23 protein-coding genes and 1 pseudogene are annotated in these 23,784 nt (G+C 61.1%); 5 read left to right on the top strand and 19 right to left on the bottom strand.

Annotation, left to right across the window (positions count from 1 at the left end; genetic code table 11):
- Positions 1 to 8: 8 nt before the first annotated feature.
- From FHT87_RS06275 to FHT87_RS06260, 4 genes are all read right to left on the bottom strand, one after another.
- Positions 9 to 1,085, bottom strand: coding sequence for a questin oxidase family protein (locus FHT87_RS06275; protein ID WP_183800300.1), 1,077 nt, complete (start codon positions 1,083 to 1,085; stop codon positions 9 to 11).
- Positions 1,086 to 1,211: 126 nt separating this feature from the next.
- Positions 1,212 to 2,045 carry a DeoR/GlpR family DNA-binding transcription regulator gene (locus tag FHT87_RS06270; RefSeq protein ID WP_183726396.1) on the bottom strand — a complete coding sequence of 278 codons (834 nt, stop codon included), beginning with the start codon at positions 2,043 to 2,045 and terminating at the stop codon, positions 1,212 to 1,214.
- A gap of 180 nt (positions 2,046 to 2,225) precedes the next feature.
- Positions 2,226 to 3,731 (bottom strand): FGGY-family carbohydrate kinase, encoded by a 1,506-nt coding sequence (locus tag FHT87_RS06265; protein WP_183800297.1) that lies wholly within the window; start codon positions 3,729 to 3,731, stop codon positions 2,226 to 2,228.
- A gap of 13 nt (positions 3,732 to 3,744) precedes the next feature.
- Positions 3,745 to 4,545 (bottom strand): BtpA/SgcQ family protein, encoded by an 801-nt coding sequence (locus FHT87_RS06260; RefSeq protein ID WP_183800293.1) that lies wholly within the window; start codon positions 4,543 to 4,545, stop codon positions 3,745 to 3,747.
- Positions 4,546 to 4,787: 242 nt separating this feature from the next.
- Between FHT87_RS06260 and FHT87_RS06255 the strand changes: the two genes are divergently transcribed.
- Positions 4,788 to 5,573 carry an SDR family NAD(P)-dependent oxidoreductase gene (locus tag FHT87_RS06255; protein WP_183726390.1) on the top strand — a complete coding sequence of 262 codons (786 nt, stop codon included), beginning with the start codon at positions 4,788 to 4,790 and terminating at the stop codon, positions 5,571 to 5,573.
- Between the two features lie 279 nt (positions 5,574 to 5,852).
- Here FHT87_RS06255 and FHT87_RS06250 read toward each other — a convergent pair whose 3' ends face one another.
- The 11 genes from FHT87_RS06250 to FHT87_RS06205 form a co-directional block, all read right to left on the bottom strand.
- Positions 5,853 to 7,079, bottom strand: coding sequence for an amidohydrolase family protein (locus tag FHT87_RS06250; protein WP_183800290.1), 1,227 nt, complete (start codon positions 7,077 to 7,079; stop codon positions 5,853 to 5,855).
- Positions 7,080 to 7,090: 11 nt separating this feature from the next.
- Positions 7,091 to 8,665, bottom strand: coding sequence for a gamma-glutamyltransferase (locus FHT87_RS06245; RefSeq protein ID WP_183800287.1), 1,575 nt, complete (start codon positions 8,663 to 8,665; stop codon positions 7,091 to 7,093).
- A complete protein-coding gene (locus FHT87_RS06240) occupies positions 8,665 to 9,861 on the bottom strand; it encodes an amidohydrolase family protein (protein ID WP_183800284.1) in 1,197 nt (398 codons plus the stop codon). The genes FHT87_RS06245 and FHT87_RS06240 overlap by 1 nt, the downstream gene beginning before the upstream one ends.
- A gap of 291 nt (positions 9,862 to 10,152) precedes the next feature.
- Positions 10,153 to 10,851, bottom strand: coding sequence for a GntR family transcriptional regulator (locus FHT87_RS06235; RefSeq protein WP_183726382.1), 699 nt, complete (start codon positions 10,849 to 10,851; stop codon positions 10,153 to 10,155).
- A gap of 223 nt (positions 10,852 to 11,074) precedes the next feature.
- Positions 11,075 to 11,536, bottom strand: coding sequence for a DUF411 domain-containing protein (locus tag FHT87_RS06230; RefSeq protein ID WP_183726380.1), 462 nt, complete (start codon positions 11,534 to 11,536; stop codon positions 11,075 to 11,077).
- A gap of 56 nt (positions 11,537 to 11,592) precedes the next feature.
- Positions 11,593 to 11,877 carry a copper-binding protein gene (locus tag FHT87_RS06225; RefSeq protein ID WP_183726378.1) on the bottom strand — a complete coding sequence of 95 codons (285 nt, stop codon included), beginning with the start codon at positions 11,875 to 11,877 and terminating at the stop codon, positions 11,593 to 11,595.
- Between the two features lie 24 nt (positions 11,878 to 11,901).
- Positions 11,902 to 12,381: a plastocyanin/azurin family copper-binding protein gene (locus FHT87_RS06220; RefSeq protein ID WP_183726376.1), complete on the bottom strand. Its 480-nt coding sequence runs from the start codon at positions 12,379 to 12,381 to the stop codon at positions 11,902 to 11,904.
- A 34-nt stretch (positions 12,382 to 12,415) separates the two neighbouring features.
- Positions 12,416 to 13,762, bottom strand: a complete 1,347-nt coding sequence (locus FHT87_RS06215; RefSeq protein ID WP_183800281.1) for a copper oxidase — start codon at positions 13,760 to 13,762, stop codon at positions 12,416 to 12,418.
- A gap of 14 nt (positions 13,763 to 13,776) precedes the next feature.
- Positions 13,777 to 15,240, bottom strand: coding sequence for a TolC family protein (locus FHT87_RS06210; protein ID WP_183726372.1), 1,464 nt, complete (start codon positions 15,238 to 15,240; stop codon positions 13,777 to 13,779).
- A complete protein-coding gene (locus tag FHT87_RS31150) occupies positions 15,237 to 15,464 on the bottom strand; it encodes a hypothetical protein (protein WP_246698040.1) in 228 nt (75 codons plus the stop codon). Before FHT87_RS31150 ends, FHT87_RS06210 begins: the two co-directional genes overlap by 4 nt.
- A gap of 91 nt (positions 15,465 to 15,555) precedes the next feature.
- Complete coding sequence (locus tag FHT87_RS06205; RefSeq protein ID WP_183726370.1) at positions 15,556 to 15,957, bottom strand: hypothetical protein; 402 nt, start codon at positions 15,955 to 15,957, stop codon at positions 15,556 to 15,558.
- Positions 15,958 to 16,128: 171 nt separating this feature from the next.
- On the opposite strand from FHT87_RS06205, the gene FHT87_RS06200 reads away from it, so the two are divergent.
- Entirely contained in the window at positions 16,129 to 16,572 is a 444-nt protein-coding gene (locus FHT87_RS06200; RefSeq protein ID WP_246699566.1) for a YqaA family protein, read from the top strand.
- 18 nt (positions 16,573 to 16,590) lie between these two features.
- Here the strand turns inward: FHT87_RS06200 and FHT87_RS06195 are convergent.
- A pseudogene (locus FHT87_RS06195) lies at positions 16,591 to 17,061 on the bottom strand (cytochrome b/b6 domain-containing protein); the annotation flags it as partial.
- A 258-nt stretch (positions 17,062 to 17,319) separates the two neighbouring features.
- Here FHT87_RS06195 and FHT87_RS06190 point away from each other — a divergent pair.
- Together FHT87_RS06190 and FHT87_RS06185 are read left to right on the top strand one after the other, a co-directional pair.
- Positions 17,320 to 17,652 (top strand): four-helix bundle copper-binding protein, encoded by a 333-nt coding sequence (locus FHT87_RS06190; protein ID WP_183726366.1) that lies wholly within the window; start codon positions 17,320 to 17,322, stop codon positions 17,650 to 17,652.
- 92 nt (positions 17,653 to 17,744) lie between these two features.
- On the top strand, positions 17,745 to 18,293 hold the full coding sequence (locus FHT87_RS06185; protein WP_281411201.1) for a cytochrome c: 549 nt from the start codon (positions 17,745 to 17,747) through the stop codon (positions 18,291 to 18,293).
- A gap of 45 nt (positions 18,294 to 18,338) precedes the next feature.
- Here the strand turns inward: FHT87_RS06185 and FHT87_RS06180 are convergent, their stop codons facing one another.
- The 3 genes from FHT87_RS06180 to FHT87_RS06170 all read right to left on the bottom strand — a co-directional run bounded on the left by FHT87_RS06180 (position 18,339) and on the right by FHT87_RS06170 (position 22,330).
- Positions 18,339 to 19,259 carry a hypothetical protein gene (locus FHT87_RS06180; RefSeq protein WP_183726364.1) on the bottom strand — a complete coding sequence of 307 codons (921 nt, stop codon included), beginning with the start codon at positions 19,257 to 19,259 and terminating at the stop codon, positions 18,339 to 18,341.
- Between the two features lie 11 nt (positions 19,260 to 19,270).
- On the bottom strand, positions 19,271 to 21,334 hold the full coding sequence (locus FHT87_RS06175) for a hypothetical protein (RefSeq protein WP_183800279.1): 2,064 nt from the start codon (positions 21,332 to 21,334) through the stop codon (positions 19,271 to 19,273).
- Between the two features lie 258 nt (positions 21,335 to 21,592).
- The gene (locus tag FHT87_RS06170; RefSeq protein WP_183800276.1) at positions 21,593 to 22,330 is read right to left on the bottom strand and encodes a dienelactone hydrolase family protein; all 738 of its coding nucleotides are present in this window, start codon (positions 22,328 to 22,330) and stop codon (positions 21,593 to 21,595) included.
- Positions 22,331 to 22,855: 525 nt separating this feature from the next.
- Between FHT87_RS06170 and FHT87_RS06165 the strand changes: the two genes are divergently transcribed.
- Positions 22,856 to 23,773, top strand: coding sequence for a sterol desaturase family protein (locus FHT87_RS06165; RefSeq protein WP_183800273.1), 918 nt, complete (start codon positions 22,856 to 22,858; stop codon positions 23,771 to 23,773).
- Positions 23,774 to 23,784: the final 11 nt, after the last annotated feature.

The following is a 23,784-nucleotide window of genomic DNA, read 5'->3' as shown; positions in this document are numbered from 1 at the left end:
CGCTGAGATCATCCGGCGATGAGCCCGACGCGTCGCGCAGCAACGACTTTATACAGTCGATCGCCAGTATAGCGATATTCCTCGAAGGCGGAAAACACGAGTGAATGGTCATGTTCGTCGTCGGATGCGACGGCCGCCGCCGCTATCTCGGCATCGGAGGGCAGCGATAGATGTCGCCATTCCTCCAGTTCTTCGGAGGTCGGCGGAAGCGGCATGCCGATCTTGGTGTAGAGCGCCATCACGACTTCCCAGAAATGCACCGCGAGGCTCTGAGGTTTCCCGATATGCGGGGAAACGAGACGCAGCCAGTGGCAACCGGTCACCGCATGCAAGGCTTCGAAGCTCATCGTCCCCGCATAAAGAGCAAGGGATGCCGGGCGGATGCGGTCAAGGAAATCCGGCCCGGCGACCAGCCGTCCGAGACGATCGCGAAATGCAGGGAGCTTGCCCATCGCCTCGATCCATTTCCACAGGAGGTGGGTCGGTGCGTCAAGATTGCGTAAGGCGGGGTCTGCCCGCATGTCCATCAGACATGCAAGCGGATCCGTGGCATCCGGCATGCGTTCGGCCGGAATGCCCTCGTAGGCGAGATAGGTTGCAGCCCAGTAGCCGAGCGCCGCGGCGACCTCGGCATCATCATGGCGCAGAAATGCGTAGGCGAGCCGCATCAGCCCGTGCGTGGCCGAGGCCGCGACACCGGGAGCGAGCACCGGCATGACCGCCAGAGCCGTGGCCGAACCGCCTTCCTTTGAGACCCTTGCAGTGAAATAGCGCCGCAGGTCGCCCTCTCGCTCGCGCCGGCCGAGAGCGCTGCGCCATGTTGCGTCGTCCAACGCAGATATGAGGGGGGGCTGCATCGGAACGGCGTGGGAGCGCGTATAGTGATCTGCATAAGCCTCGAGCCGCGTGGCCGAAGCGCCGAGTCGGGCCATGGCCTCGAGAACCATCGGCAGATGATTGGCTAGATCGTCAGGGAATTCGCCGCTACGTCGGCCGACATCAGCAATTAACTCCCTTAATCGAGCGCTCGTTGCCACGTCCCGATAGAGCTGGCTTGCCTGTATTGCCGTGGTTGTCTGAGACATGATCGTTATCCTGATTTCAACACCCAACGCGCTTAGGCTAAGCCACGCGACGAGGTTCGAACAATATCAAACAAGATAAAACAAAAGGCAACGTCCATTCCGGGTGACTGCAGCGGCCTGCCTCGATCAGTCGGCTACCGTGATAGCGACGCCTGCGGCCTTCAGGGCTGATGCCAGTTCGCCTGTTGGCGCCTCGTCGCAGACAAGTGTGTCGAATTCGCCAAGTTTGGCGACATGAACGAGGGACATCCGGTTGAATTTTGTCGAGTCGCACAGAACCACGCGCTGCGAGGCGTGGCTTAGATAGACACGCTTCATGTCAGTTTCCTCGAAGGAATAGTCGAAGATGCCCTGTGCCGTCAGGCCGGAAACACCGATGAAGGCGATGTCGAACCACAGAGACTCGAATTGCTCCACGGCTGCCGGGCCGCTCGTCGACATTTCCTCGCCGCGAATCCGGCCGCCGGCCAGGTAGGTCTCCACGCCCTTGGCGCCGAGATAGGAGGCCGTGCGGATGCTATTGGTAAAAATCTTAACCTGCTGGCGGCCGGCAAGGGCCTCGGCTGCGAAATAGGGGGTCGTACCAACATCGATCGCAATACTGCGCGCGGCCTGGGACAGGCTGGCGGCGGTGGCGGCGATCCTTCGCTTTTGCGCGGCGTTGCGCGCAAGTCGCGCCTCGAATGCCGGTTCTTCGCGATCGACATTCTCTGCGAGCGCAAGGGCGGGCGCCCGATCCGGCTTGACCGCACCGCCATGCGTTCTGATGAGGCGGCCGTCCTTCTCAAGTTCGACGAGATCGCGCCGCACGGTCATTTCAGAGACCGAAAGTTGCTGCGCCAGATCGCTGACCGTTACCGATCCGACCCGTCCGATCTCCTCGATGATCGCGGCCTGCCGGACCTGGGCAAGGAATTTGGGTCGTTCGCCGGATCTGGCGGCGGATTGCTCGCTCGTCATCTTATTGTCGTCTCGTGTTCGTCTTTCAGAATTTCGTCCGTCGGAAGGCCGCATACGGACGTCGTTTACATCAATATCTGTTCGAATTAAACATGATCGTCACCCTAATCATAGGCCCGCTCAGATGGAGCCATGTGGAGTGCACAGTTTTCAGCCATTACAATCCCTAAGAGTTCGTATCTACCGTGGTCTCCAGACGGGTGCGATGCGATCGTAGAGTTCCCGGTAGCGGCGATAGCCTTCTTCGTACAGGATTGCATTGGCGCTACGTGGCTCCAGGACATCCGAAAACTGCACGAAGCGCGTGACACCCCGCCAGTTGGATTCGAGGCCAACGCCGATCGCAGCGCTCCAGGCCGCGCCGATGCAGGAGCCTGGATGTCCCGAAAGGCGCTGCACCGGGGCGCCGAGCACGTCGGCAACGATCTGCATCCATATCGTGCTTTGTGCGCCGCCGTCCGACACCAGAAAGCGCTTCGGGCGATGTCCCATATCGATCAGTACCTCGACGTGATGGCGAATGGCATAGGCATAGGCTTCAAGCAGGGCGCGCCAGAGATGACCGATATCGTGCGACAGCGTCAGCCCTTCAATCACACCGCGGGCTGCCGGATCGTGGATGGGCGTCTTTTCACCGAGCATATAGGGCAGGATCGTCAGTCCATCGGAGCCGGCAGGCTTTTGTTCGGCCAGATGGTCGAGGTGCCGGTGCAGGCTGCATCCTTTGGCGTCGGCAGCATGCTGTTCGCCAGATGCAAAGTTTTTCACGAACCAATTCAGCGCAGAGCCGCCCGTCGACATGCAGCCGTTCGGCATGTAAAGGCCCGGCACCAGATGATAGTCGAGAAAAAGCCTGGGATCCGGGGCCACAACGTCGGTGGCCGTCAGGATATCGACCGCGCCACCGAATTTTAAGAGAACGTCGCCGGCATCGATGACGCCTGCACCCAGTGCGGACGCGATCATGTCGGCCGCACCGCCAACGACGGGGGTTCCGATCCTCAGGCCCGTTTCCGAGGCGCCTCGTTCATCGACAAGCCCCATGATCTCTGAAGACGCGCGCTTTATCGGCACGACGCGAGGATCGATGTGCGCAAAACGGACGAGCTCTTCATCGATGGCATCCGTTGCGATATTCACGAAGCCTGCTTCCAGCGCCCAGTTCTGTTCGACGGAGCGGGCGGCCGTCAGTCGATGGTTGATGTAGTCGTAGGAACCGAAGACCGTTTCAATCTGCTCGAAGACCCTCGGTTCGTGCCGTTCTATCCATCTCAGCTTTGCTGTGACGAGCTGCTGATTGATGCCGTTGCCGGCCCTCTCCAGGAATGCGCGTTCGTCCCATTCCGCCCTCATTTCGGCGACTTCAGCGCCGCAGCGCCCGTCGCTCTGCTGAATGCTTGGTCTCAGCACCTTGCCGCGCGCATCGAGCAAGACGACGGCAGGAAGCATGCCTGTCACGCCAACCGCGCTGATCTCTCCGGCATCAAGACCGGAGGTGGCGAGCAGCTCCCCGATGATGGAGCATACGTTCTCCCACCATTCCGAAGGGTTTTCCTCTGCCCAGCCGATATGTGGAGAGGACAAGGTCACCGGCCGGCTTGCCGTTGCCAGGATGCGATCCGGCAGGCCGACCAGGATGCCTATCGTGGAGGTCGTTCCGATATCGAGGCCGAGGACGGCTGCCATGATGCTTTTCGCCTCAGCGTAAAGTTTCGACGACATCCATGAAGCGTCTGACGCGCGCCGCGTCAACAGCGTTCCACGTATTGCCGTCCACCTTGAAATGGGTGCCGATGATGCAGCCCTGCGCCATGGAGAAAACGTCGCGGATATTGTCGATGTTGACGCCGGTATTGGCAAAGACCGGGACATCGGTGACGGCCTCGCAGACGTTGCGAAGATCCGACTGGCTCGCGGGCTGCCCGGTAATCGGGCCGGATACAAGAATGGCGTCGGCGACGGAGGAGAAGACGGCGCTCCTGGCGCGCAACGCTATCGGGCGCTGATCCAGCGAATGGGCAAATTCCGCGTTGATGTTGAACAGCATCTTCATGTCGCTCCGGCCGAGATTCGCTCGCAGGCGGGCCGCCGCTGCGCAGTCCGGTTGCCACAGCCCCATGTCAGAGGCAAAAAGGCCCGTGAAGATTTCGCGCACGAAACTGGCGCCGGTGACAGCGCCGATGGCGACGCTGGAGACAGGATCCCAGAGATAGTTCACGCCAAACGGAACTTTCAGTTGGGGCTTGATTGCCTGCACAATGGCGGTCATCGCCGCAACGCTCTCGGCCGCTCCCTTGAAGACATAGGGCCGATCGTTCTCGTTGCCGAACATGATGGCATCGACGCCGCCGGCCTGCAGCTTCTCGACGTCCGATGCCACGTCATCGATCAGCTTTTGCATGCCTCCCTGAGCGTCGTAAAGCGGCGATCCGGGCAGGGCGCCGATATGGGCCATGGCGATGACCACCTTCTTGCGCGTCCCGAAGCATTCAAAAACCATTGTGCAAGTCCTTCCACGACGTTCTGTTATGCACGCTCGGCTCGACCGAGCAGCGATGATTGAGCTCACGTTTTCCTGTGAACTGCCTTGAGCCATTGCCGAGCACGTCGGATTCCCGATGGGGTATCCTGCGCAAGTCAGCTTGACCATACGCATCGAAACGAACTCAATCAAACAAAAAAAACATTTGATGAGTTCGATTTTGTTGGATACGTTCTCTTAAAATCGTTCAAGGAGCCGCTATGAAACCGCCTGTCTTTCCCGAGCTTCAGGGGCGCCGCGCGTTCGTCACGGGAGGAGCAACCGGCATCGGGCTTGCGATCGCCAAGGCGCTTGCCGCCCAGGATGTTGTGGTCGCGATCGCCGACATCAACCTCGACGCGGCAGCCCAAGCAGTTCAGTCGATCGGGAAGGGTGCGGTCGCCGTCGAGGTCGACGTGCGCAAGCGGGATTCCGTCGAGGCCGCCTTCAATCGGGCGGTACGCGCGATAGGCGGGTGCGATATCGTCATAGCCAATGCCGGCGTTTCCACCATGCAGAAGGCCCTGGAGTTGACTGACGAGGAATGGGACTTCAATTTCGATGTCAACACGCGCGGAATTTTTCTGACGAACCAGATCGCTGGCCGTCATCTGGTCGGGCAGGGCCACGGCTGCATCGTCAATACCGCGTCACTTGCGGCAAAAGTCGGAGCGCCGCTTCTGGCGCACTATTCTGCCAGCAAGTTTGCCGTTCTTGGTTGGACCCAGGCCCTCGCACGCGAGCTCGCGCCTGCAGGTATCAGGGTGAACGCCGTCTGCCCAGGCTTCGTGAAAACCGGCATGCAAAGCCGGGAGATCGAATGGGAGGCGCGCCTTCGCGGCATCTCACCGCAACAGGTGTTTGACGAATATGTCGGCCAAACACCCCTCGGGCGCATTGAGACAGCCGAGGATGTTGCCGATGTTGTGGTCTTCCTTTGCTCCGACAGCGCGCGCTTCATGACCGGCCAGGGCGTCAATGTGACTGGTGGCGTCTACATGACGTAACCAAGGTGCTGGCACATGTTTTGCGCTCAACGCCTGATGCAACCGGATCAGGGCGATAGACAGTCACAAGGAGGGCATTACATGTACGCGTTTTGGATAGGATACTGCTTTTATCTTCGGAAAAGGCTGAAGGCATAGAGTAGCCTGCTGGTGGAGAGCTGACCGGCTCGCCCTGCGCTCCTGGGGCGCGTTACACCTCCTTTTAATGGGTGCGCCCCGTCGAAGGTGGGCCGTCGTATGATGAGAGCGGCAGGTGTATAGCGAGTGAGCCACTGGTGTTCACTTTGGTCTGTGAATTCTGGGCTCGCCGTTATCGAAGCTCCGGTGGCCGTTCTTCCAGCCGGTAACGACGCGAGCGATCTCGCGTACCGCGACACGCGGGCCAGGACTGTCGAGCAGCACGATCGTCGCCTCGGCGCCTATTTCTAACCGTCTGACGCTGCCGAGCTGGCGTGCCGCCGCATCTGTCACCATGCTGAAGACCAGTGCCATGTCCTCGTCTCGCGAGAGCTGGGCGACGTTTGCATAGAGATTGGCCATGCGGATCAACGAGGCATCACCGTAGGGAGTGAAGGGATTAAGCACGTTGTTGGTCGCAATCGAGGTCACGACACCGCGGCCTGCCAGCAGGTGAGCGGGTGCGACGCCGCGCGGCACCAGCCGGTCATGACTGCGCCCGTTCAGGAACAGATCGGTGGATGGCAGGACGGAAAGCGCAATGTCGGCTTCAGCCAGCCGATCAGCAATGGAGACGATCTCTGCCTGCGACATGGCCGAGAGATTGGTGACGTGGCCGATCGCCACGCGACCCCGCCAACGGTGACGAAGCGTGGCGTCGATCACCGCCGGCAGATCGGTTCGATCGGGATCAAGGCTGAAATCGAGATGGAAATCGACCGGCATGTCATGCTTGAGCGCCAACGCGAAGATCATCTCGATATGCCTGATAGGATCGGGGTCCGTATAGGGACAGCCGCCGACCAGATCCGCACCATTGGAAAGGGCGGCGTCAAGCATATCCAATGTCTCCGGCTCATTTGTCAGCCCCTCCTGGGCGAAGGCGCAGATCTCGATATCGACCGCGAAGGCATAGTCTTCACGGATGCGCTTGATTGCCTCGAAGGAACGGAAGCCGGCGCGAGGATCGATCTCGACAAAGGCGCGCATCCGCGTAGTGCCATGTGAAATCGCCTTCTCGACGACGCGGGCCGCTCGGGCATAAACGTCGTCTTCCTCAAAGCTCGCCTTGGCTTTGGCCGTCTCCCGCACGGCCTCGGCAAGTGTACCTTCGCAAATCGTGCAGCGGTCGAGAATGCAGGTCTTGTCCAGATGGATGTGCGTATCGACAAAGCCGCAGAAGGCGAACGCTCCCTCGCCATCGACGCTTTCGATCGCCTCGCACCGCATGCCGAATCCTATATCTGCAATCCGCCCGTCTCGCACGGCGATGTCGACGAGGAGGCCGTTCTCCTCAATACGAACATTGCGGATAACGAGATCAAACAATGGGCCGGACGTCACAGTAGGATCGCGCCTCCGTCGCTGCGTGGGTCATGAGCGCCGTCGATCGCTCCGTCTTGCCCGATGCGGATAATGCCGGCCTGCCCGCCGAGGGGGCTGAAACTGTCGATCGTTGAGATCTCGTGGCCCATGGCGGCAAGTGCGGCGACCGTTTCCAGACCGGCATTTTCCTCGATCTTCAGGGTGTCCCGGCTGTCGGAAAAAGTGCGGCCGAGCAGGAAGCGCGGGCGGGAAAGTGCTGCGACTGGATCGAGGCCATGGTCGACCAACAGGCTGAGGAGCAGCGACAAGGTCTGCGGCTGTCCGTCGGCCCCTTGTGTGCCATAGATAAGATGCGGCCGCCCGTTCTTGAGCGCCAGGCCTGGATTGAGCGTATAGAAAGGGCGCTTGCCGGGACGGATGACATTGGGGCTGGCGGGGTCGGTGCTGAAGGCGGCGCCCCTGTTCTGCCAGAGGATGCCTGTATCGCCGACCACGACGCCGCTTCCCCAATCGAAATAGAGGCTTTGCAGCAACGATGCGCAGCGTCCCTTCTCATCGACGGCGGCAAGCAAGGCTGTGTCGCCGTGCCGATAGGGCCGCGGCCAGGGCAACGCGCGGCCGGAATCGATTGCCGCGGCTTTTGCCTTAAGACGCACTGGATCGAGCAGCGCTGGCGAAACATCGGCCGCGTAATGGGGATCGGCGATGGTATGCCGGTCGAGAAAAGCCTGTTTCACAGCCTCGACGAGGCTGTGGTAGAAACCCGCGCTATCGGGAGGGAAATCCCTCATCGGCAAATGGTTGAGCACGCCCATAATGCCGAGCGTGGTTACGCCCTGAGTCGGGGGAGGCGGCGCGAGCAGGGTTGTGTCGCGATAGGTCTGCCGGAGCGGAGGCGCGATATCGGTTCGTGTTGCGGCAAGATCGGTGGCCAAAAGCGGCGAACCGGCCTCTGCCAGCCCAGTGGCGATCTGCCGGGCGAGTGCACCTTCGTAGAATTCGCGAGCGCCGTGGCGGGCAATGGCATCAAGCGTTCTGCCGAGTGCCGGCTGCCGCTGAATTCCTGATGAGGTGAAAAGGTCTCTGAAGCCCGGCCAGCCCTCCAACTCGCTACGGCGGAATTCGTACCAGAAGGACTGCGACCGGCTGACCTCGAAGCCGTTTTCCGCAAGGGCGATCGCATTGTCAAGCAGACTCGACAAACTCTCCGATCCCGCCCATTCCGCGGTGGAATGGGCAAGCACTTTCTCCCAGCTATCCACGAGGCAGGCCGTCGTCAGCGTGGAGGCGGCTCCGCGTAAGGGGATGTCTCCATCCGGAATGGTACCGCCCGCCTGACCGATGCCGAGAAAGGTCTGGGCCTTGCCCGTCTCGTCGGCGACCAGCCAGACGGCATCGCCGCCGAGACCGCAGAAATGCGGGTAGGTGACCGCAAGCGCCGCACCTGCGGCAACCAGCGCCTCGATGGCATTGCCGCCGCGCCGCAACACCTTGGCACCAGCTTCGCTGGCGAGCCAATGCGGCGTCACGATCATGGCGCCGCGGGACGACATGTCAGATCGAGTGGTCTGAGTGACGGGAGAGGACATCAGCGTATCACAGAGCCATTTTCGGCGACAAGGCGGCCTTCCTTGAAGACGCGGCGCGGCTTCGGAACTGCGACGACGGCCTCGGGCACATGCTCGACCGCGAGTGTGACGAAATCGGCCTTTGCGCCGACCGCGATCCCGTAGCCTTCCAGCCGCAGCGCCTTGGCGCCGCCTGATGTGACCACGTCGAAGGCGGCGCTGAGTTCCGCATCACTGAAGAAACCGGAACGGTAGGCGATAATCTCTGCCCGACGCAGCATGTCGCCATCCCCGAAGGGCCACCAGGAATCGCGGATATTGTCGCTGCCGCTGAAGACATTGACGCCGGCAGCGCGCAGCAGGGCCACAGGCGGAAAATTGTGGTTGCCGGGCGCGTTGGTCATGATCGAGACGCCGCTTTTGGCAATCAGCATGGCAACCTTCTCTGCGGCTTCCGGCGCGAGATCACCAAGGCCATAGGCATGGCTGACGGCGACATGCCCCTGCATGCCAAGCGCAGTCGTACGAGCACAGATTTCCTCGATCGTCATGGCGCCGAGCGTACCCGCATCATGGAGATGGATATCGACATCGACGCCGCGCCTTTCGGCAATGCCGAAGACCACGTCGAGATGGCCCTTGATATCGCGGTCGAAGGAGAGCGGATCAAGCCCGCCGACGAGATCGGCACCCATCGCGATCGCCTCGTCCATCAGCTCCGGCGTACCGGGGCTCTTGAGGATGCCGCTCTGCGGGAAGGCGACGAGCTGAATGTCGATGATATCAGTGTAGTCCTCGCGAACCCTAAGGATGGTTTCGAGCGACTTCAGGCCGACCGATCCGTCGACCATCACGTGGCTGCGCATCTGGAGGGCACCGTTGGAAACGCAGAGATCGAGCTGGTTGCGAGCGCGCTCGTCCATGGGCGCTGCGACCGCCATATTCTCCGCCTGAAAGGCGACGCGCTCATGCACGTCGAAGCCATTGGTGCACGGTTTGTGCGGGATCCACTTGTCTCCGTAGAAGCTGGTGTCGAGATGGATATGGCCCTCGACGAAGCTCGGCACGAGAAGGGCTCCGTTGATATCGACCACGTTTGCCGCGCTGGCGTCTGAGCCTGTCGGTCTTATCGCCGTGATCCGGCCGTCCTGAACCACGATATCGTTCAGAGTACCGTCGGCGAGCTTTGCGTTGGCGAAAACTGTTTCTGTGCCCACTTGTGGTTCCTTTCCCCTCTATTATCGGCCGGCCACCGCCAGCATTGCATGCGACATGAGCAAAATCTAGTCTACAATATCATGGATATCAGGTATGCAATACTGGTGCCAGATTGTATCGCTCTTAGCGTCAGGCAGAGCGTTACGCCCCAATGGGCCGGATTCACTTGGAGAAAACTCTAAGTAATGGCCAAGGCGACGTCGATCGGTCACTGGCCGTCGCGCGGCCATGACGGCGCTCTGTCTACATATCTTGCAGAATCTTGTATACGTGATCGAAAAACTGGCAGTTCAGCCGGTGGCGCGGCTCGAAAAGCGCGACAGGATGGAACCGATGTCCGGCTCTTTTGCAAGATCATCCTCGATCAGTGCGCGGCTTTCGACAGATGACAGATGCTCGTCCATCAAGTGCTCTGCGCTGGCCAGATCGCCCTTTTTTAATGCGTTGATGAGACCGGAATGCTCACTGATTGCACATTCGCTGGAATGCGGCCGGCTATACATGGCAAGGATGAGCGAACAGCGTGAAACAAGTTCGGAGAGATAACGCTCAAGCAGCGTATTGCCGGACAATTCGGCAAGCTTCAGGTGGAACTCGCCCGCCAGCCGAGTTGACAGCCGCACATCGCCCTTGGCATGCGCGGCTTCCTCTTCCTGCACATGTTCCCGCAACAGCTTTTCGATCGCGGGGCTCCAGCGCTTGATGACGGCCTTCATCACCTCCCGTTCGAGTGCGCGGCGAATGGCAAAGGCATCGCGTGCTTCCTCAAGACTTGGCTGGGCGACGGTGGCCGTGCGCTTATGGTAAGTGTCGACCAGCCCCTGCGCCTGCAGCTTGGCAAGTACCGTGCGCACGAGCGTTCGACTCATGGAGAAATGCCGGCCGATCTCGTCCTCGGGAAGTTTTGTCCCGGCTTTGAGAGCCTGCTCGATAATGGCCTGTCGCAGTGTGCGGTGGGCAATTTCCACACGATCGGGATTGGATGGCATCTGATTTCACTGTGTCCTAGTTATTGTATACGTTATCGCGACATCACGCATACAACAAGGCGATACTTGTCCTGCCATACCGCTCTACTTCGCCGAAAGCGCCGGCGCCCGCTAGACAGAGACGAGATGGTTCGAACGGGTCACGGTGAACTCCTGCCATCCGCGGCTCTGCAACGCTCCGGTTTCCTGATCGGCAACAGGCATGGTTCGATCGATCGCGCCGTCATCCCTTCCGGGGGCGGACCTCCATGAATACGTATGGCGCCCCGCCGGCCGAGGGGATCGCATAGACGTCGTAGGACGCCTGAGGATCCTCGCCCATTCCCAGCGAGCCGGCCGGCATGCCGGGAACGGCCAGCCCTCGCAGCGAAGGCCGCTCCTGCAGCAGCCGTTCGACGGCCGTAAGCGGAACGTGGCCCTCCAGATAATAGTCCTCGACGACGGCGGTATGGCATCCCTCCATGTCGGCGGCCACGCCCAGCCGCGCCTTGACCGCGGCAAGATCGTCCGTGTCGCGGATGTCGACGGAATAGCCCGCGGCGGCCATCGCCTTCGCCCATGCGTGGCAGCAGCCGCAGTTCGGATCCTTGTAGACGGTCATCTCCGTCGGGACGGTCGCACCAGCCCGTCCGGCGAGCAATACCAGGGCGGAACCGGCCATTGCGATGAAGCTTCTCCTGCGCATTGTCTTCACTCCTCGATTGCCGCCGCCCGGCATGATCGGCCGGGCGGCCGCGGTTGCTATTTTACCTCGGTCACGGTCAGCTTGCCATTCACGCGCTCTGCGACGAACTCGACGCTCGACCCTTCCTTCAGCTTCGCGAGGAGACCCGGATCTTCGACACGGAACACCATCGTCATGGCGGGCATGTCGAGGTTCTTCAGCTCCTCGTGCTTGATGGTGACCTTGTTCGCCTTGGCGTCGACCTTGCTGACGACGCCCTTGGTGAACTCCTGCGCGAAGGCTCCGAATGCCGCGCTGGTCGAAAGGACGACTGCGATGGCGAGTCTGATGACAGTCTTCATGATTTCATGCTCCTTTTCGATGGACTACTTTGTGGCGACGCTGACATCACCGTGCATGCCGGCTTCGTAGTGACCGGGGATCAGGCAGGCGAACTTGAACGCGCCGTCGGTGGTGAATTTCCAGACGATCTCGCCGGACTGGCCGGCCGGAAGGCGGATGGAGTTGGCGTCGGCATGTTCCATTTCGGGGAACTTCTCCATGACCTTCTTGTGCTCCAGGATTTTGTCTTCCTGATCGAGCACGAATTCGTGGTCGACAGTTCCGGCATTCTTGATCGCGATCTTGACGGTCTGCCCCTTGCGGACGTTGAGGACCGCCGGCGTGAACAACATCTTGCCGTCATCGGTTTCCTTCATGGTGACGCGCACCGTCTGTGTCACCTTGGCCTTATCGCCGGGTTCCCCGACAGCCATCTTTTCGTCGTGACCGCCGGCATGGTTGCCGGAGGCAAGGGCGGGCGTTGCGAGCGCTGCGAGAGCCAGTGCCAATATATAATTCTTCATGCATAGATCCTTTTTTGATGTGAGATATCGAGCCTCAGCCGTTCGTCGGCTTCGGCGTGATTTGCGTCTTCGCGTCTTTGGCCTTGGTCGCGTCCGGCAACTCACCGGTCCATTCCCAGGCCTGCGTCCCGGGTGGGTTCTCATACCAGCCCGGATCGGAGTAATCGTCCGCCGAGATGCCCTCGCGGACCTTCACGACCGAGAACATGCCGCCCATCTCGATCGGGCCGTGCGGCCCCCAGCCGGTCATCATCGGGACGGTGTTCTCGGGAATGGGCATTTCCATTTCGCCCATGTCGGCCATGCCCTTGGTGCCCATGGGCATATATTCCGGCTGGAGTTTGCGGATCTTCTCTGCGAGCTTCGACTTATCCGCACCGATGAAGGTCGGAATGTCGTGCCCCATCGCGTTCATCGTGTGGTGCGACTTGTGGCAGTGGATCGCCCAGTCGCCGAGATATTTGGCGTCGAACTCATAGGCGCGCATCGCCCCGACCGGGATGTCGATGCTCACCTCCGGCCACCGTGCTTCCGGCCGCACCCAGCCACCATCCGTGCACGTCACCTCGAAATCATAGCCATGCATGTGGATCGGATGGTTGGTCATCGTCAGGTTGCCGACCCGCACCCGCACCCTGTCGTTCTTGGAAACGACGAGTGGGCTGATGTCCGGAAACACGCGGCTGTTCCAGCACCACATGTTGAAGTCGGTCATTTCCATGATCCGTGGCACGTAAGAGCCCGGATCGATGTCGTAGGCGTTGAGCAGGAAGACGAAGTCACGGTCGACGCGCATGAACGTCGGATCCTTCGGGTGGACGACGAAGAAGCCCATCATGCCCATGGCCATCTGCACCATCTCGTCGGAATGCGGGTGGTACATGAAGGTGCCCGACTTCACGAGGTCGAACTCGTAGACATAGGTCTTGCCCACGGGGATGTGCGGTTGAGTCAACCCGCCGACACCGTCCATACCGGATGGCAGGATCATGCCGTGCCAGTGGATCGTGGTGTGCTCCGGGAGCTTGTTGGTGACGAAGATGCGCACCCGGTCGCCCTCGACCGCCTCGATCGTCGGACCCGGAGACTGACCGTTGTAGCCCCAGAGATAGGCGGTCATGCCGTCGGCCATTTCGCGCTCGACCGGCTCGGCGACGAGGTGGAATTCCTTGACGCCGTTGTTCATCCGGTGCGGAAGCGTCCAGCCGTTGAGGGTGACGACCGGCTGGTAGTCCGGGCCGGAGGTCGGGTGGAGCGGCGGCTGCATGTCCGCCGATTCCATTGTCGCGGCGTCGGGCAGAGCCATCGCCGAGGTCTTCGTCCAGGCGCCGGCCGCCAGCAGCGCCGCACTTACACCGAACAATTGTCGTCTGTTGAACATGGTGAGTTCCTTTCTCAATGACCGCCGCCGCTGCTGCCGGAGGCCGCCGCGATTTCGGTCTCTGCCGACGCGGTCGTCGCGCCACCGCCGTAGATCGCGGGAGCAAGATTGGCTTCGGCCAGCCAGAAGTCGCGCTTCGCGTTGACGGCGAGCAGGATGGAGTTGATCTTGTCGCGCGTGTCGGTCAGCAGCTCGAAGGTGTTGGTGATCATGCCGTTGTAGGTCAGCAGGGATTCCTCTTCGACCTTGGTTCGCAGCGGCACGACATTGTTGCGGTAGTGTCGCGCGATGTCGTAGTTCGAGCGATAGGCCTCGTAGGCGGACCTCGCCTCCGAGCGGACGTTGACGGCCTTCTCGGCAAGCTGGTTCGCGGCGCGCATGTACGCCACCTCGGCCTTGCGCATTCGGGCCTTTCCGGTGTCGAAGATCGGGATGACAAACTCCAGTTCGACCTGGGCGGTTGTCCTCGTCTTCTTCTCGTCGTCCTCGATTTCCCGTTCCGTTTCAAAGCCGGTCAGGATTTCGAGATCGGTGACATAGCGTGTCGCTTCGGTAAGTCCGTAGGATTTGGCGGTGGCTTCGAGTTCGAGTTTCGCGACCTGAAGGTCGATCCGGTTCCTCAGAGCCTCGGCCTCGATGGTGTCCCGTTTGACCACGGATTTCGGTAGCGGCGGCAGGCCGTTCGAAATCTGGTAATCAAGATCGGAGCCCCAGAGGCCCATGAGCCGTGTCAGCTCTTCCTTGGCGAGACGTGCCGCCAGGCGGGCTTTCGCGGTTTCTCCGGCCAGTTCAGCGACGAACACATGTTCGCGCGCCTGGGCGCCCTTGGTCATCGCGCCGGTCTCACCCAGCTTCTCCGCCAGTTCGGAAGCGGCATCCGCCGTCGCCTGGGCGCGCTGGAGCTGCCCGACGTTCTCCCAGGCCGCCACCGCGCCGATCCAGGCACGCCGCGTGTCGGCGGCAACCTGCAGCGTTCTCACCGCCGCAGTCAACTGCGCCTGGCGGAAGCGAGTGTCGGCGATCGCTATATCCCGGTTCCTCGTCGCGAGCGCCAGGATGTTCGTCGCGATCATCCCCTCGATGGTCTTGAACGCCTCCAGTTCCGGGGTGCCCATGCCCGTCGTGCCGATGGAGACGGTCGGGTTGATGAGCATCGTCGACTGCCAGGCATCCGCCGCGCTGTCGCCGAGATCGGCGTAGGCGGCCTGCAGGCCCTTGTTGTTCAGGAGGGCGATCTGGACCGCCGTCTCGACGTCGAGGGACTTCTTTCGAGCGAGCAGGCTTTTGACCTGCGCCGACGCCGACCTGGCCTGGCTCTGGTTCTGGATCCAGACGGTCTGCTTCGCCGTGGCAATGGCGGTCTTGCTGGAAACGGCGGTGAAGCCCGCCTCCTTGCCGGAGTACTCGGTGCCTGTGACGCAGCCGCTCAATACCAGCGGGAATGCCAGCGCCGTCGTCAGTTTCTTAAGGCCGATCATGAGTCGTCTCCATTGGCTGGAGACTGGAGATCGTTCTGTCTACGCCACGGTCTGGGATCGACGGGTTGCCTGGTGACGTAGCCTGACATTGGCGATCGGTACGCGATCGGGGGCGGGGAGGGCTGTTCGACCGCGGGGGAAGACCCCACCACGTCGGGAGGAAGCGTGGATGCGCAGCCGCCGACAACAAGCGGCAGCCCCACCACGAAAAGCGAGGGTTTCATTATGAAATTTCCGAATAAGAGATAGCCTACGGGCACTCGCCTGGACGCAGGCGGCGACCGATTGGACCCGACCGAACGGGTGCGTCTCTATTCAGATATTCGGGGGACGGTGGAGGGACGGCAGTTCGCCGAGGGCTGCACGATCGTCGATAAACTGTCGGATGGACGTAACGACGGGTCCGCCGACGTCGGGGCCTTCACAAATGATGCCCAGTCCGCCGCAGAAATCCTTGCAGCATTCCTGTTTGACGAGCTTGGTGCCGCCGTCGTCGGTCGAAGCGTCGTGCTGATGGTCGTGATCCGACGCCTCGACCGTGTGATGGTCGCCGGCCTCGGGTGTTGCAACTGAGACGGCGTTCTCGAATTCCGGAAAGGCCGAGCCGTGCATGGCGGCGCTGGCGCTGGATATGTTGTATCCGACCAGCGATGCCAAGATCGCCAGCCGCACGACGAGCAACAATCTGCTCAGTGCGATTCGGTACATTCTGCCCATGCGACCTGCGTACAGTTTCAACGGCCTGCTTTCAATGGAAGAAACAGGTGCCGACGATTCGCGTCGTTTCTGTGGCCATGACGCAACGAACCGGTTGACGGCGCCACGCGGCAAATGCCTTTGTCGACATGGCCGCCCATGTTCCGGACTGGACCGGCGGCAGGAGATAAAATGCTCACAGCAGTTTCGACCATGACGGGCCTGTTTCTGGTAGCCTTCGCGGCCGCGACGATATTTCCGATGCAGTCGGAAGCAGCACTTGCGGGCCTTGTCCTGGCGGGCCAGCATCCGCCGGTCCTGCTTGTCGCGGTCGCATCGACCGGGAACACGCTCGGCGCCGTCGTCAACTGGGTCCTCGGCCGGGGCGTCGAACGGTTCCGGTCACGGCGATGGTTCCCCGTCGGCGACGCGGCGCTCGATCGGGCGTCGCGATGGTACCGCAGATACGGCAGGTGGTCACTCCTCCTCTCATGGATGCCGCTCTTCGGCGACGCGCTCACGGTTGCTGCCGGCGTGCTGCGCGAACCGCTGCTGCCGTTCCTTCTTCTCGTGTTCGTCGCCAAGACCGGGCGCTATGTCGCCCTCGTGCTGGCCGTTCTCGGAGTTGTCGGTTGACGGCGGTCTCCTCGCGATGACCATCCGGTCGATGGTGTCGTCGCGCAGAACCAGAGTGTGCCAAGCCGCGGCCGCGACGTGAAGCGCGACCATCGCCAGGATGATTCTGGAGCCGATGACATGATAAGGTGCGATCCCGAACCAGATGTAGCTCGCCACGAACCCCATTGCCGCCTGCCCGATGATGGCGGCATAGAAGGCATGATGAAGCGCTCGGGAAAGCGCCTTCGCGGCCGAGGCCGGTCGCCCGTCCGGCAGGGGTGGCCACAGGAGCCGGACCGCCAGCCGCACGCCCATCAGTAAGCCTATGCCGATCCCCAGGTAATTGTGGAGGTGGTGCTGGACGAGATCCCAGCGGTCGGGCGTCATTCCCATGTGGACCGCATGATGGGTCCGCTCGATACTGCCGCCGGTCAGATACTGCGTCGGGACGAGGAGGGCGATCAGCCAGTGAAGCCAGATCTGGATGGGGAAATATCCTGGTCTCATGATGCGGCCGTTGTTGCGATGGTTCGCAAGGGCTAGCAGCCCGAGGTTAAGACATCGCTGACCTGCCGTGTGGACTTTGAAATAACCCGCGGTCGCTGGCGCAATTGGAACATTCCCTGGGCGACGCTGTTAGACGGCGTAATGAACGCGGCGACGATGCCGTTTCGACGAGTTTTCCACTGTTTGAGGATCGCGCCGCCATGGCCTGCCCCCTGTTGTTCAATGCGGCGGACAGGAAGCCGGATAGGAGATAATGCCATGCATCATATGTCGAGCGAAATGAAGGCCTGCATCGACAATTGCCTGACCTGCTACAGCGAGTGCCTTTCGATGGCCATGAGCCACTGCCTGGAACTGGGCGGGGAGCACACCAAGCCTGCGCATTTCAAGCTGATGATGGCCTGTGCGGAGATTTGCCGGACCTCGGCGCATTTCATGCTGATCGGCTCGGAGCATCACAAGCATGTCTGCCGCGAATGCGCCGAAATCTGCGCCCAATGCGCTGACGATTGCAAGCGGATCGGCGACATGCAGAGCTGCGTCGAGGCCTGCCGCCGCTGCGCCGAGAGCTGCAGTCGCATGGCCGCCTAGAAGAGACGCAGCGCCCTCTTTCCGCCCGCTTCGCAGCCGAGATGATGGACCGCCGATCTCCTTTCGGCGGAACTCACACGTGCGAGGCTTTCTTGATCATATCTAAGCTGTTGCCTGTCACGGGGCTCCTGGTCATCATTTCCGCATGCGCCTCCTTTGGGCTTGCGGCGGACGGCGTGGTCGCGCTTCGGCAGACCGATATGAAAGCCATGGCCGCGGCCGCCAAGACGATGGCCGAGATGTTCCGGGAACCCGCGAGCTATTCGTCGGGGGAATTCCGAAACGCCGCCGGAAGCATTGCCGCGAGGTCTGGCGATGCGCTGGCCGATCATTTCGTCAGCGGATTGGATGACCCGAAGTCAAAGACAAAGCCGGAGATCGGGGCGGAGCGCGAGCGCTTCGAGCGCCTGGCGGACGATCTCAGGGATTATGCGCGCGCACTCGAGACCGCTGCCGCCGACAATCCCGGACCGATGACCGACCGCATGCGGATGAAGCCCGGCGAGGCGATGGGCGGCGGTCCGCTCGGGACACATGTCCGGAACGAGGCGGCGCTGTCCTCCATCCCCGCCGAGCATGTCTTCCACCTGATGCTGCAGACCTGCACGACCTGCCATGCCAGGTTCAGGATGGGCCAATGAGACGCCGGACCATGGTGCCCGGCTGCCGTGCTTGTGGACACGTTCTCAGCCAGCCGCATCCTGTTTTTCTGATGGTTTTGGACCAGCGGCGCGAATGCCGATTGCCTTGCCCAGAGTATCGAACCAGAACTGTGCTCCAAGTGAGAGCGCCAGGACCGTCAGCAGCCAGCCGGCGACATGCTTGATCCATGCCCATGCCCTTTCTCCCTTTGAGAGTGCCACGTTCTGCACCTTTCCGTCCGCACTGGTTGCCACGGTGGTCCCAAACATCAGGCGGTCGATATCCGCTGTCGTCCACCCTATCGGAAGGTTCTGGTCGATCTCGCCCAAGACGGCGTTGACGTCGGGACCGGAAGCATCCTGCGTTGGAATGAGTGCGTCTGGCTTATCGGTGGCCGCCAGACGTGTCGCCTGAGACGACAGAGCAGCCCGAAGCGCCGGCTGCGCCCAGATCTGCCGCGCGACCTCGATGGTATTGGCGTTCAATCCGACGGTCACCACCGCCGCAATCGCCAGGATCACGAGCTGTACGTTTCTCTTGTACCATCCTCCGAAACGGTCCATCGCATCGTCGTACCACTGCTCCAGTGCAGCCTTCAGCTTGTCGGCATCGCCTTGAGCCTCTCTCACAAATGGAGCGAGCGGGCCGTCGAAGACGGAAGATGTCATCCCTTTTTCATCGGCCACGATATCCGCGAGTGCCTTGGCGAAGGCAGCCGGCGGGATATAGCTCGGCAGCTTGCCGGGAAGCGTGAGCTGATTGATGCGAGGGTCGGCGTAGACACGCTTTGCAAGCCCGGTCAGGTTGGGATCGTTGAGCATCGTCTTGATGCTTGTCAGCAGATGGCGGCCTCGCCAACTGGTGATGTTGGCGATGAGCTCCTGGACGACGCTGCAGACGAGCGCCAGAAGCAGATACATAAGTGCGAGTCCGATGCCGACGTCGAGCACTGCCGAGTTCCACATATCCGTCTCCTTCACACGCCCGGAGGATCGATCGTCGGAGCCGTGAACCAGTTACCAAGCTGACGCAGGCCCGGCACGCGCCAGATCGCAGCCGGCTTTCGCGAGGCGAGTGCGAAGACGGGATTTCCCGCCTTGTCGGTCCAAGGAGCACGCCAGACGAAGAAGCGGGCGTTCTTGTCTGTTTGACAGGCGGCAAGAATGTCGCGAACCTTGGCGACATCCAGGCCGGTGGACTTGGCGATGCCGGCTTCGTTCCTGAAATCGAATGTCGGGTTGAGCAATGCGGCCAGGACCAGTCTGATTTCGGTCTCCGTCGCTTCTGGCCGCTTCCATGATTTCGGGAAGCTCCATTCGCTCAACTGGTCACGTCGCACGAGATCGGCAAGAAGCGTCAGCCGGACGAAGGTGAAGACGCGTTTCTTTCCCCAATAAAAGCCGAATGTCATAAGGCGGCGCAACCACCAGCTCGGCCCTTTCTGGGCAATCAACGCCGCGCCCAACTTTTCGATGCGCCGCTCGATTGCGGCTTGCAGGTCATCGAAATCCTTTTCGCTGATGCGCGGCCATTGCGGATAGTCGACCACGTCGGCTGCGTTGCCGAAAAGCGGTATGATCTGGAAGGTCGGCTTGTTTTCGATGTCTCTGCCGCGAAAATCCTCGTTGGCACGCGCTGCATCCGGCCAGGCTTTGACAATGTCGTTGTCTCCATGGACGACGAAGGAATCCTTCAGGAACTTCTGACAGTTGCGTCGCCCAAGCTGGTAGTCGTGGTCGCGAAACGCTTGCGAGAGGAAGCCGCCGAAGCCACCGAGCAATCCGGACGCGATGCTGTAAGCTTCCTCTGTTCCCCCAGGCGGCACACGATGCGGGCAGATGAGAAAACGGCTGAAGATCCCGTCGGTTGCCGCAACCGCAACTTCTGAAGGCTTGAACTGCGTCTGGGTGCGCAATGCCGGCAAGAGCGCCATAAGAACGCTCACCAGGTCGCCCGCCGGCTGCCCATCGGGTGGAAACAGCGGAGGCTCGGGGAACGGGTCGATCATGATCACCGCTCGGTCGGCCTGGGATCCCTCGCGCCGATTGGGTGTGCCCGGATCCTGCATGAGGCAATAACGGGCAAATTCGAATGGCTCGTTGTTGATCAGGCCGCCATCGACCGCCGTGAAAGGGAATGCGCGCTGCTTTTCCCAATCGGCTGGAAATGCCGGTTTCATCCTTTCCCTGACGTAGCTTGCATCGGCAAGTGGCCAGTTCCTTCCCTGGTAATCGTCGACATGCGCGATCCATTCACGGGAAGAAAGTCCAAGCGGAAAGGCTCCCGATGCCACCGCGCCAAGGGCATAATCCTTCCATTCCGCGCTCGGCTGTCCGCCGGCGAGCAGCGACTTGACGTCGAGCTTGCGCATCGTGTCACTATCGGCAAAGGCGCTCGGGCTCGTCCAGCTTCCAAGTCCCAGCAGACGATAGTGGACACGGTCGCCGTGGCTCATCATGCCATAGTCACCGCCGGTGAAGCTCACCGTGTAGGGTACGCCGCGAAGGTTGGAGATCGTCAGGTAGACGTCGAGCGTGGAGGAAACATAGGGATAGGGGGGAGCGATGGCCGAGATCTTCAATGCGGCATCCTTGATCGAAATCAGCACCTCGCTGTTCAGGGCCGAAACGACGTCGCCCCCGTCCTGCAGATCGCTGGTATCGAGAAAATCGGCTCGCCCGGTCGTCGAAAGCATTTGCGGGCGGACCACCCAGGCATCGTAGAGGTTCGGCAGAAGGTATTTGTATGTCTGTGTCGAGGTCCCGCCGGTGTTCGCCGCTGTCGGCTGAATCCCCCCGGCCAGAGCGACGGCTCCCAGGGCACCGGTGATCGCCCCGGCCGACGCGCCGGTAATGACCTTGATCGCAGCCCGGTGATTGGGAATTGCCGGCGCCAAGACCGGATCGGCTCTTGCCACCTCCCAGGCTTCCAGCGCCTGCACCAGGAAATCGAATACGCCGGCCGAATAGGCGCCAGCCGAGATGGCACCCGCCATCGCGAGGCCAATTTGGAATTCCGGTACTTGGCTATCCTCTGTCACTACTGCCTCCAGACAATAAGTATCAGCCTCCGGACTTTTATTCCGAAGTCATATCAAGAAAATTTTGAGTACTGATTTCCCACTACAATAGAGCGAATGTTCTTCAAAAATTCAATGAGAAAGTTTATGACTTCAAGTTTATTTCCGACTCAAAAGCCTATGCATAAAAGTACCGACAGCCTAAGTAAAAATCCGGTGCTTACGACAAGCGCCCTCGCGGACCCCGCCCGAGGCCGGGCGGGATCGCAATCATCGATCTCAGGCGAGTGTTTCGGAAAAAAGTTCGAGCAGGCGCTTCCAGTGCCGCTCAGAACCCTTTTCGCTGTAGATTTCGCCGCGATCGGGAACGGTCCAGCCATGCGACATGCCGATATAGTTCTCGATGATATGGTCGACGCCGCCGGTGCGCAGCGCCTCGGCGAGGCGAGCGGATTGTTCGGGCGGGAAGCTGCCATCGACGCCGGCAACGCCGACATAGACGCGCGCCTTGATATTGCCAGCCAGGCGATGCGGGCTGTCGGGCGCCTCGCTTGCGAGATTGCCGCCATGGAAGCTTGCGGCTGCCGCGATCCTGTCGGCATAAGTGGCCGCTGCCGTCAGAGCGCGACCGCCGCCCATACAATAACCGACGGCGCCGACCGGACCGGAAACGCCTTCGGCCTCGAGCGCATCGAGGAAGGCTTCGCTGTCCTTCTTGGTCATCTCCTGCGTCGTCTCGCGGATCATCTTCATGATCTCGGCGCGCGAGGTCTCGTTGCCGAAGGAGGAGCCGTCGAAGGGGCCGTATTCGCCGAAGCGATAGAAGAGATCGGGCATCAGCACGACATAACCGGCATTCGCCAGGCGCTCGCCCATGATGTCAAGGCCATCGCGCGGTCCGAGCGCGTCCATATAATAGAGAACGCCGGGCAAGGCCTTGCCCTCGCTGCCGTCAGGGCGGAAAAGTGAAGCCTGGGCAACACCGTCAGCCGTCGTGATTTCAATATCGCGTTTCATGGACCAATCCCTTTGATTTTATTGAAGCAGCGCGGAGGCCGCTGTCGGCAATCTGGCAAAGGCGGGCGACAGTCTCAAGACACGAATGCGTGGTGCGGCGGCGTCCGGAGTGGGCTTATGATTCTGCTGTGAGAATTGTGTTCGGAACCAACCAGGAGAGTGCCTGCCTGCCGTTCCCCATTTGAGGAGCGGCCTGTGTTCCCGGGCCTTGTCCCTTTCGCTTCATGAACAGGGGCTTTCGTGCACGAGGATCATGCACCCTCTCGAGGGGCTATCGCGCAACTGGTCACAATCGCCAGCGCCACGCAATGCCACCGCAATCTTCCATCCACAGGTTGACTGCATCGTTCCGCGAGGCGATGACGCAGGTGATTGCCGATCATCCTGATCTTTGGCATGACTGGCAGGAACACCGGGCCGAGGGCCTTACCGGATCGATCCGTGCAGCGACGGCCGCGGGCGATCCGGGCAGGAATTGGGCGATTGACTCGAAACCCGGTGAGCTCCTGAGGGAAAATGACATTGATGCCGAAAGCCGCCGCAGCCGTAAAACGTGCCCTTGCTTATCTGTCCTGGCCCTTGGTGTTTTTCTCCGGCCTGACGGGCGCCTATTTCGCCTTCGCCGGCGATCGACCGATCGTTGTCTTCTCGGCCGTCTATGCAGGCGAGGTCCTCATCCTCTTTCTGCTCGAACGCGCCATTCCCTACGAGCAGCGCTGGCTCCAGGCGGATGGCGAAACGGTCAACGATATCGCGCACACAGTGTTGACCAAGGGGCTGGTGCAGCTGGCGGCACTCTCGGCAGCGATCTTTCCGATGCTCGCTGCCGGCCTGCTGCAGCCGCTTGCCGCCATGCAGTTCAGCCTCTGGCCGTCATCGTGGCCTATGCTCTTCCAGGCGACCCTCGCCGTCATCATCGCCGAGTTCGGCCTCTACTGGGCGCATCGCATCGCCCATGAGCGGTTGTTCTTCTGGCGCTTCCATGCCCTGCATCACAGCGTCACCCGTCTCTGGGTCGTCAATACCGGGCGTTTCCACGTCGTCGATTCGCTGTTCAAGATCGCGTTGAGCCAGATCCCGCTCTACCTTCTCGGCGCACCGCTGCAGGTCTTCTGGTGGCTCGGCGCCGTCACCGCCTTCATCGGCATCCTGACCCATTGCAATGTGGACATGCGAACCGGGTTTTTCGACCTCGTCTTCAGCACGCCCCGGCTTCACCGCTGGCACCATTCGAAGGATCTCCGCGAGGGCAATACGAATTACGGCGAGAATGTCGTGTTGTTCGACCAGCTCTTCGGCACCTATTTCAATCCTGACCGGCCATCCTCGACGGATATCGGGATCAAGGGACAGATCGCTCCCGGTTTTCTCAGCCAATTGAAGCAGCCCTTCACCAAGGACGGCGTGCGCCAAATCCTCGGCCTTCAGCCCAAGCGCAACTGATGCAGCCGGTG

This window comes from Rhizobium sp. BK316, assembly GCF_014193695.1.
Lineage (GTDB): Bacteria > Pseudomonadota > Alphaproteobacteria > Rhizobiales > Rhizobiaceae > Rhizobium.
The sequence above is the reverse complement of the archived record's forward strand: the minus strand, read 5'-3'. Positions and strand labels throughout refer to the sequence as shown.

Excerpts from the sequence above, each read along its gene's own strand:
- FHT87_RS06235 (WP_183726382.1), bottom strand. The coding sequence starts at position 10,851 with ATGCCATCCAATCCCGATCGTGTGGAAATTGCCCACCGCACACTGCGA.
- FHT87_RS06170 (WP_183800276.1), bottom strand. The coding sequence starts at position 22,330 with ATGAAACGCGATATTGAAATCACGACGGCTGACGGTGTTGCCCAGGCT.
- FHT87_RS31150 (WP_246698040.1), bottom strand. The coding sequence starts at position 15,464 with ATGAAACCCTCGCTTTTCGTGGTGGGGCTGCCGCTTGTTGTCGGCGGC.
- FHT87_RS06275 (WP_183800300.1), bottom strand. The coding sequence starts at position 1,085 with ATGTCTCAGACAACCACGGCAATACAGGCAAGCCAGCTCTATCGGGAC.
- FHT87_RS06180 (WP_183726364.1), bottom strand. The coding sequence starts at position 19,259 with ATGTGGAACTCGGCAGTGCTCGACGTCGGCATCGGACTCGCACTTATG.
- FHT87_RS06245 (WP_183800287.1), bottom strand. The coding sequence starts at position 8,665 with ATGTCCTCTCCCGTCACTCAGACCACTCGATCTGACATGTCGTCCCGC.
- FHT87_RS06200 (WP_246699566.1), top strand. The coding sequence starts at position 16,129 with ATGCTCACAGCAGTTTCGACCATGACGGGCCTGTTTCTGGTAGCCTTC.
- FHT87_RS06270 (WP_183726396.1), bottom strand. The coding sequence starts at position 2,045 with ATGACGAGCGAGCAATCCGCCGCCAGATCCGGCGAACGACCCAAATTC.
- FHT87_RS06210 (WP_183726372.1), bottom strand. The coding sequence starts at position 15,240 with ATGATCGGCCTTAAGAAACTGACGACGGCGCTGGCATTCCCGCTGGTA.
- FHT87_RS06215 (WP_183800281.1), bottom strand. The coding sequence starts at position 13,762 with ATGTTCAACAGACGACAATTGTTCGGTGTAAGTGCGGCGCTGCTGGCG.
- FHT87_RS06255 (WP_183726390.1), top strand. The coding sequence starts at position 4,788 with ATGAAACCGCCTGTCTTTCCCGAGCTTCAGGGGCGCCGCGCGTTCGTC.
- FHT87_RS06230 (WP_183726380.1), bottom strand. The coding sequence starts at position 11,536 with ATGCGCAGGAGAAGCTTCATCGCAATGGCCGGTTCCGCCCTGGTATTG.
- FHT87_RS06260 (WP_183800293.1), bottom strand. The coding sequence starts at position 4,545 with ATGGTTTTTGAATGCTTCGGGACGCGCAAGAAGGTGGTCATCGCCATG.
- FHT87_RS06265 (WP_183800297.1), bottom strand. The coding sequence starts at position 3,731 with ATGGCAGCCGTCCTCGGCCTCGATATCGGAACGACCTCCACGATAGGC.
- FHT87_RS06190 (WP_183726366.1), top strand. The coding sequence starts at position 17,320 with ATGCATCATATGTCGAGCGAAATGAAGGCCTGCATCGACAATTGCCTG.
- FHT87_RS06220 (WP_183726376.1), bottom strand. The coding sequence starts at position 12,381 with ATGAAGAATTATATATTGGCACTGGCTCTCGCAGCGCTCGCAACGCCC.
- FHT87_RS06205 (WP_183726370.1), bottom strand. The coding sequence starts at position 15,957 with ATGGGCAGAATGTACCGAATCGCACTGAGCAGATTGTTGCTCGTCGTG.
- FHT87_RS06165 (WP_183800273.1), top strand. The coding sequence starts at position 22,856 with ATGCCGAAAGCCGCCGCAGCCGTAAAACGTGCCCTTGCTTATCTGTCC.
- FHT87_RS06225 (WP_183726378.1), bottom strand. The coding sequence starts at position 11,877 with ATGAAGACTGTCATCAGACTCGCCATCGCAGTCGTCCTTTCGACCAGC.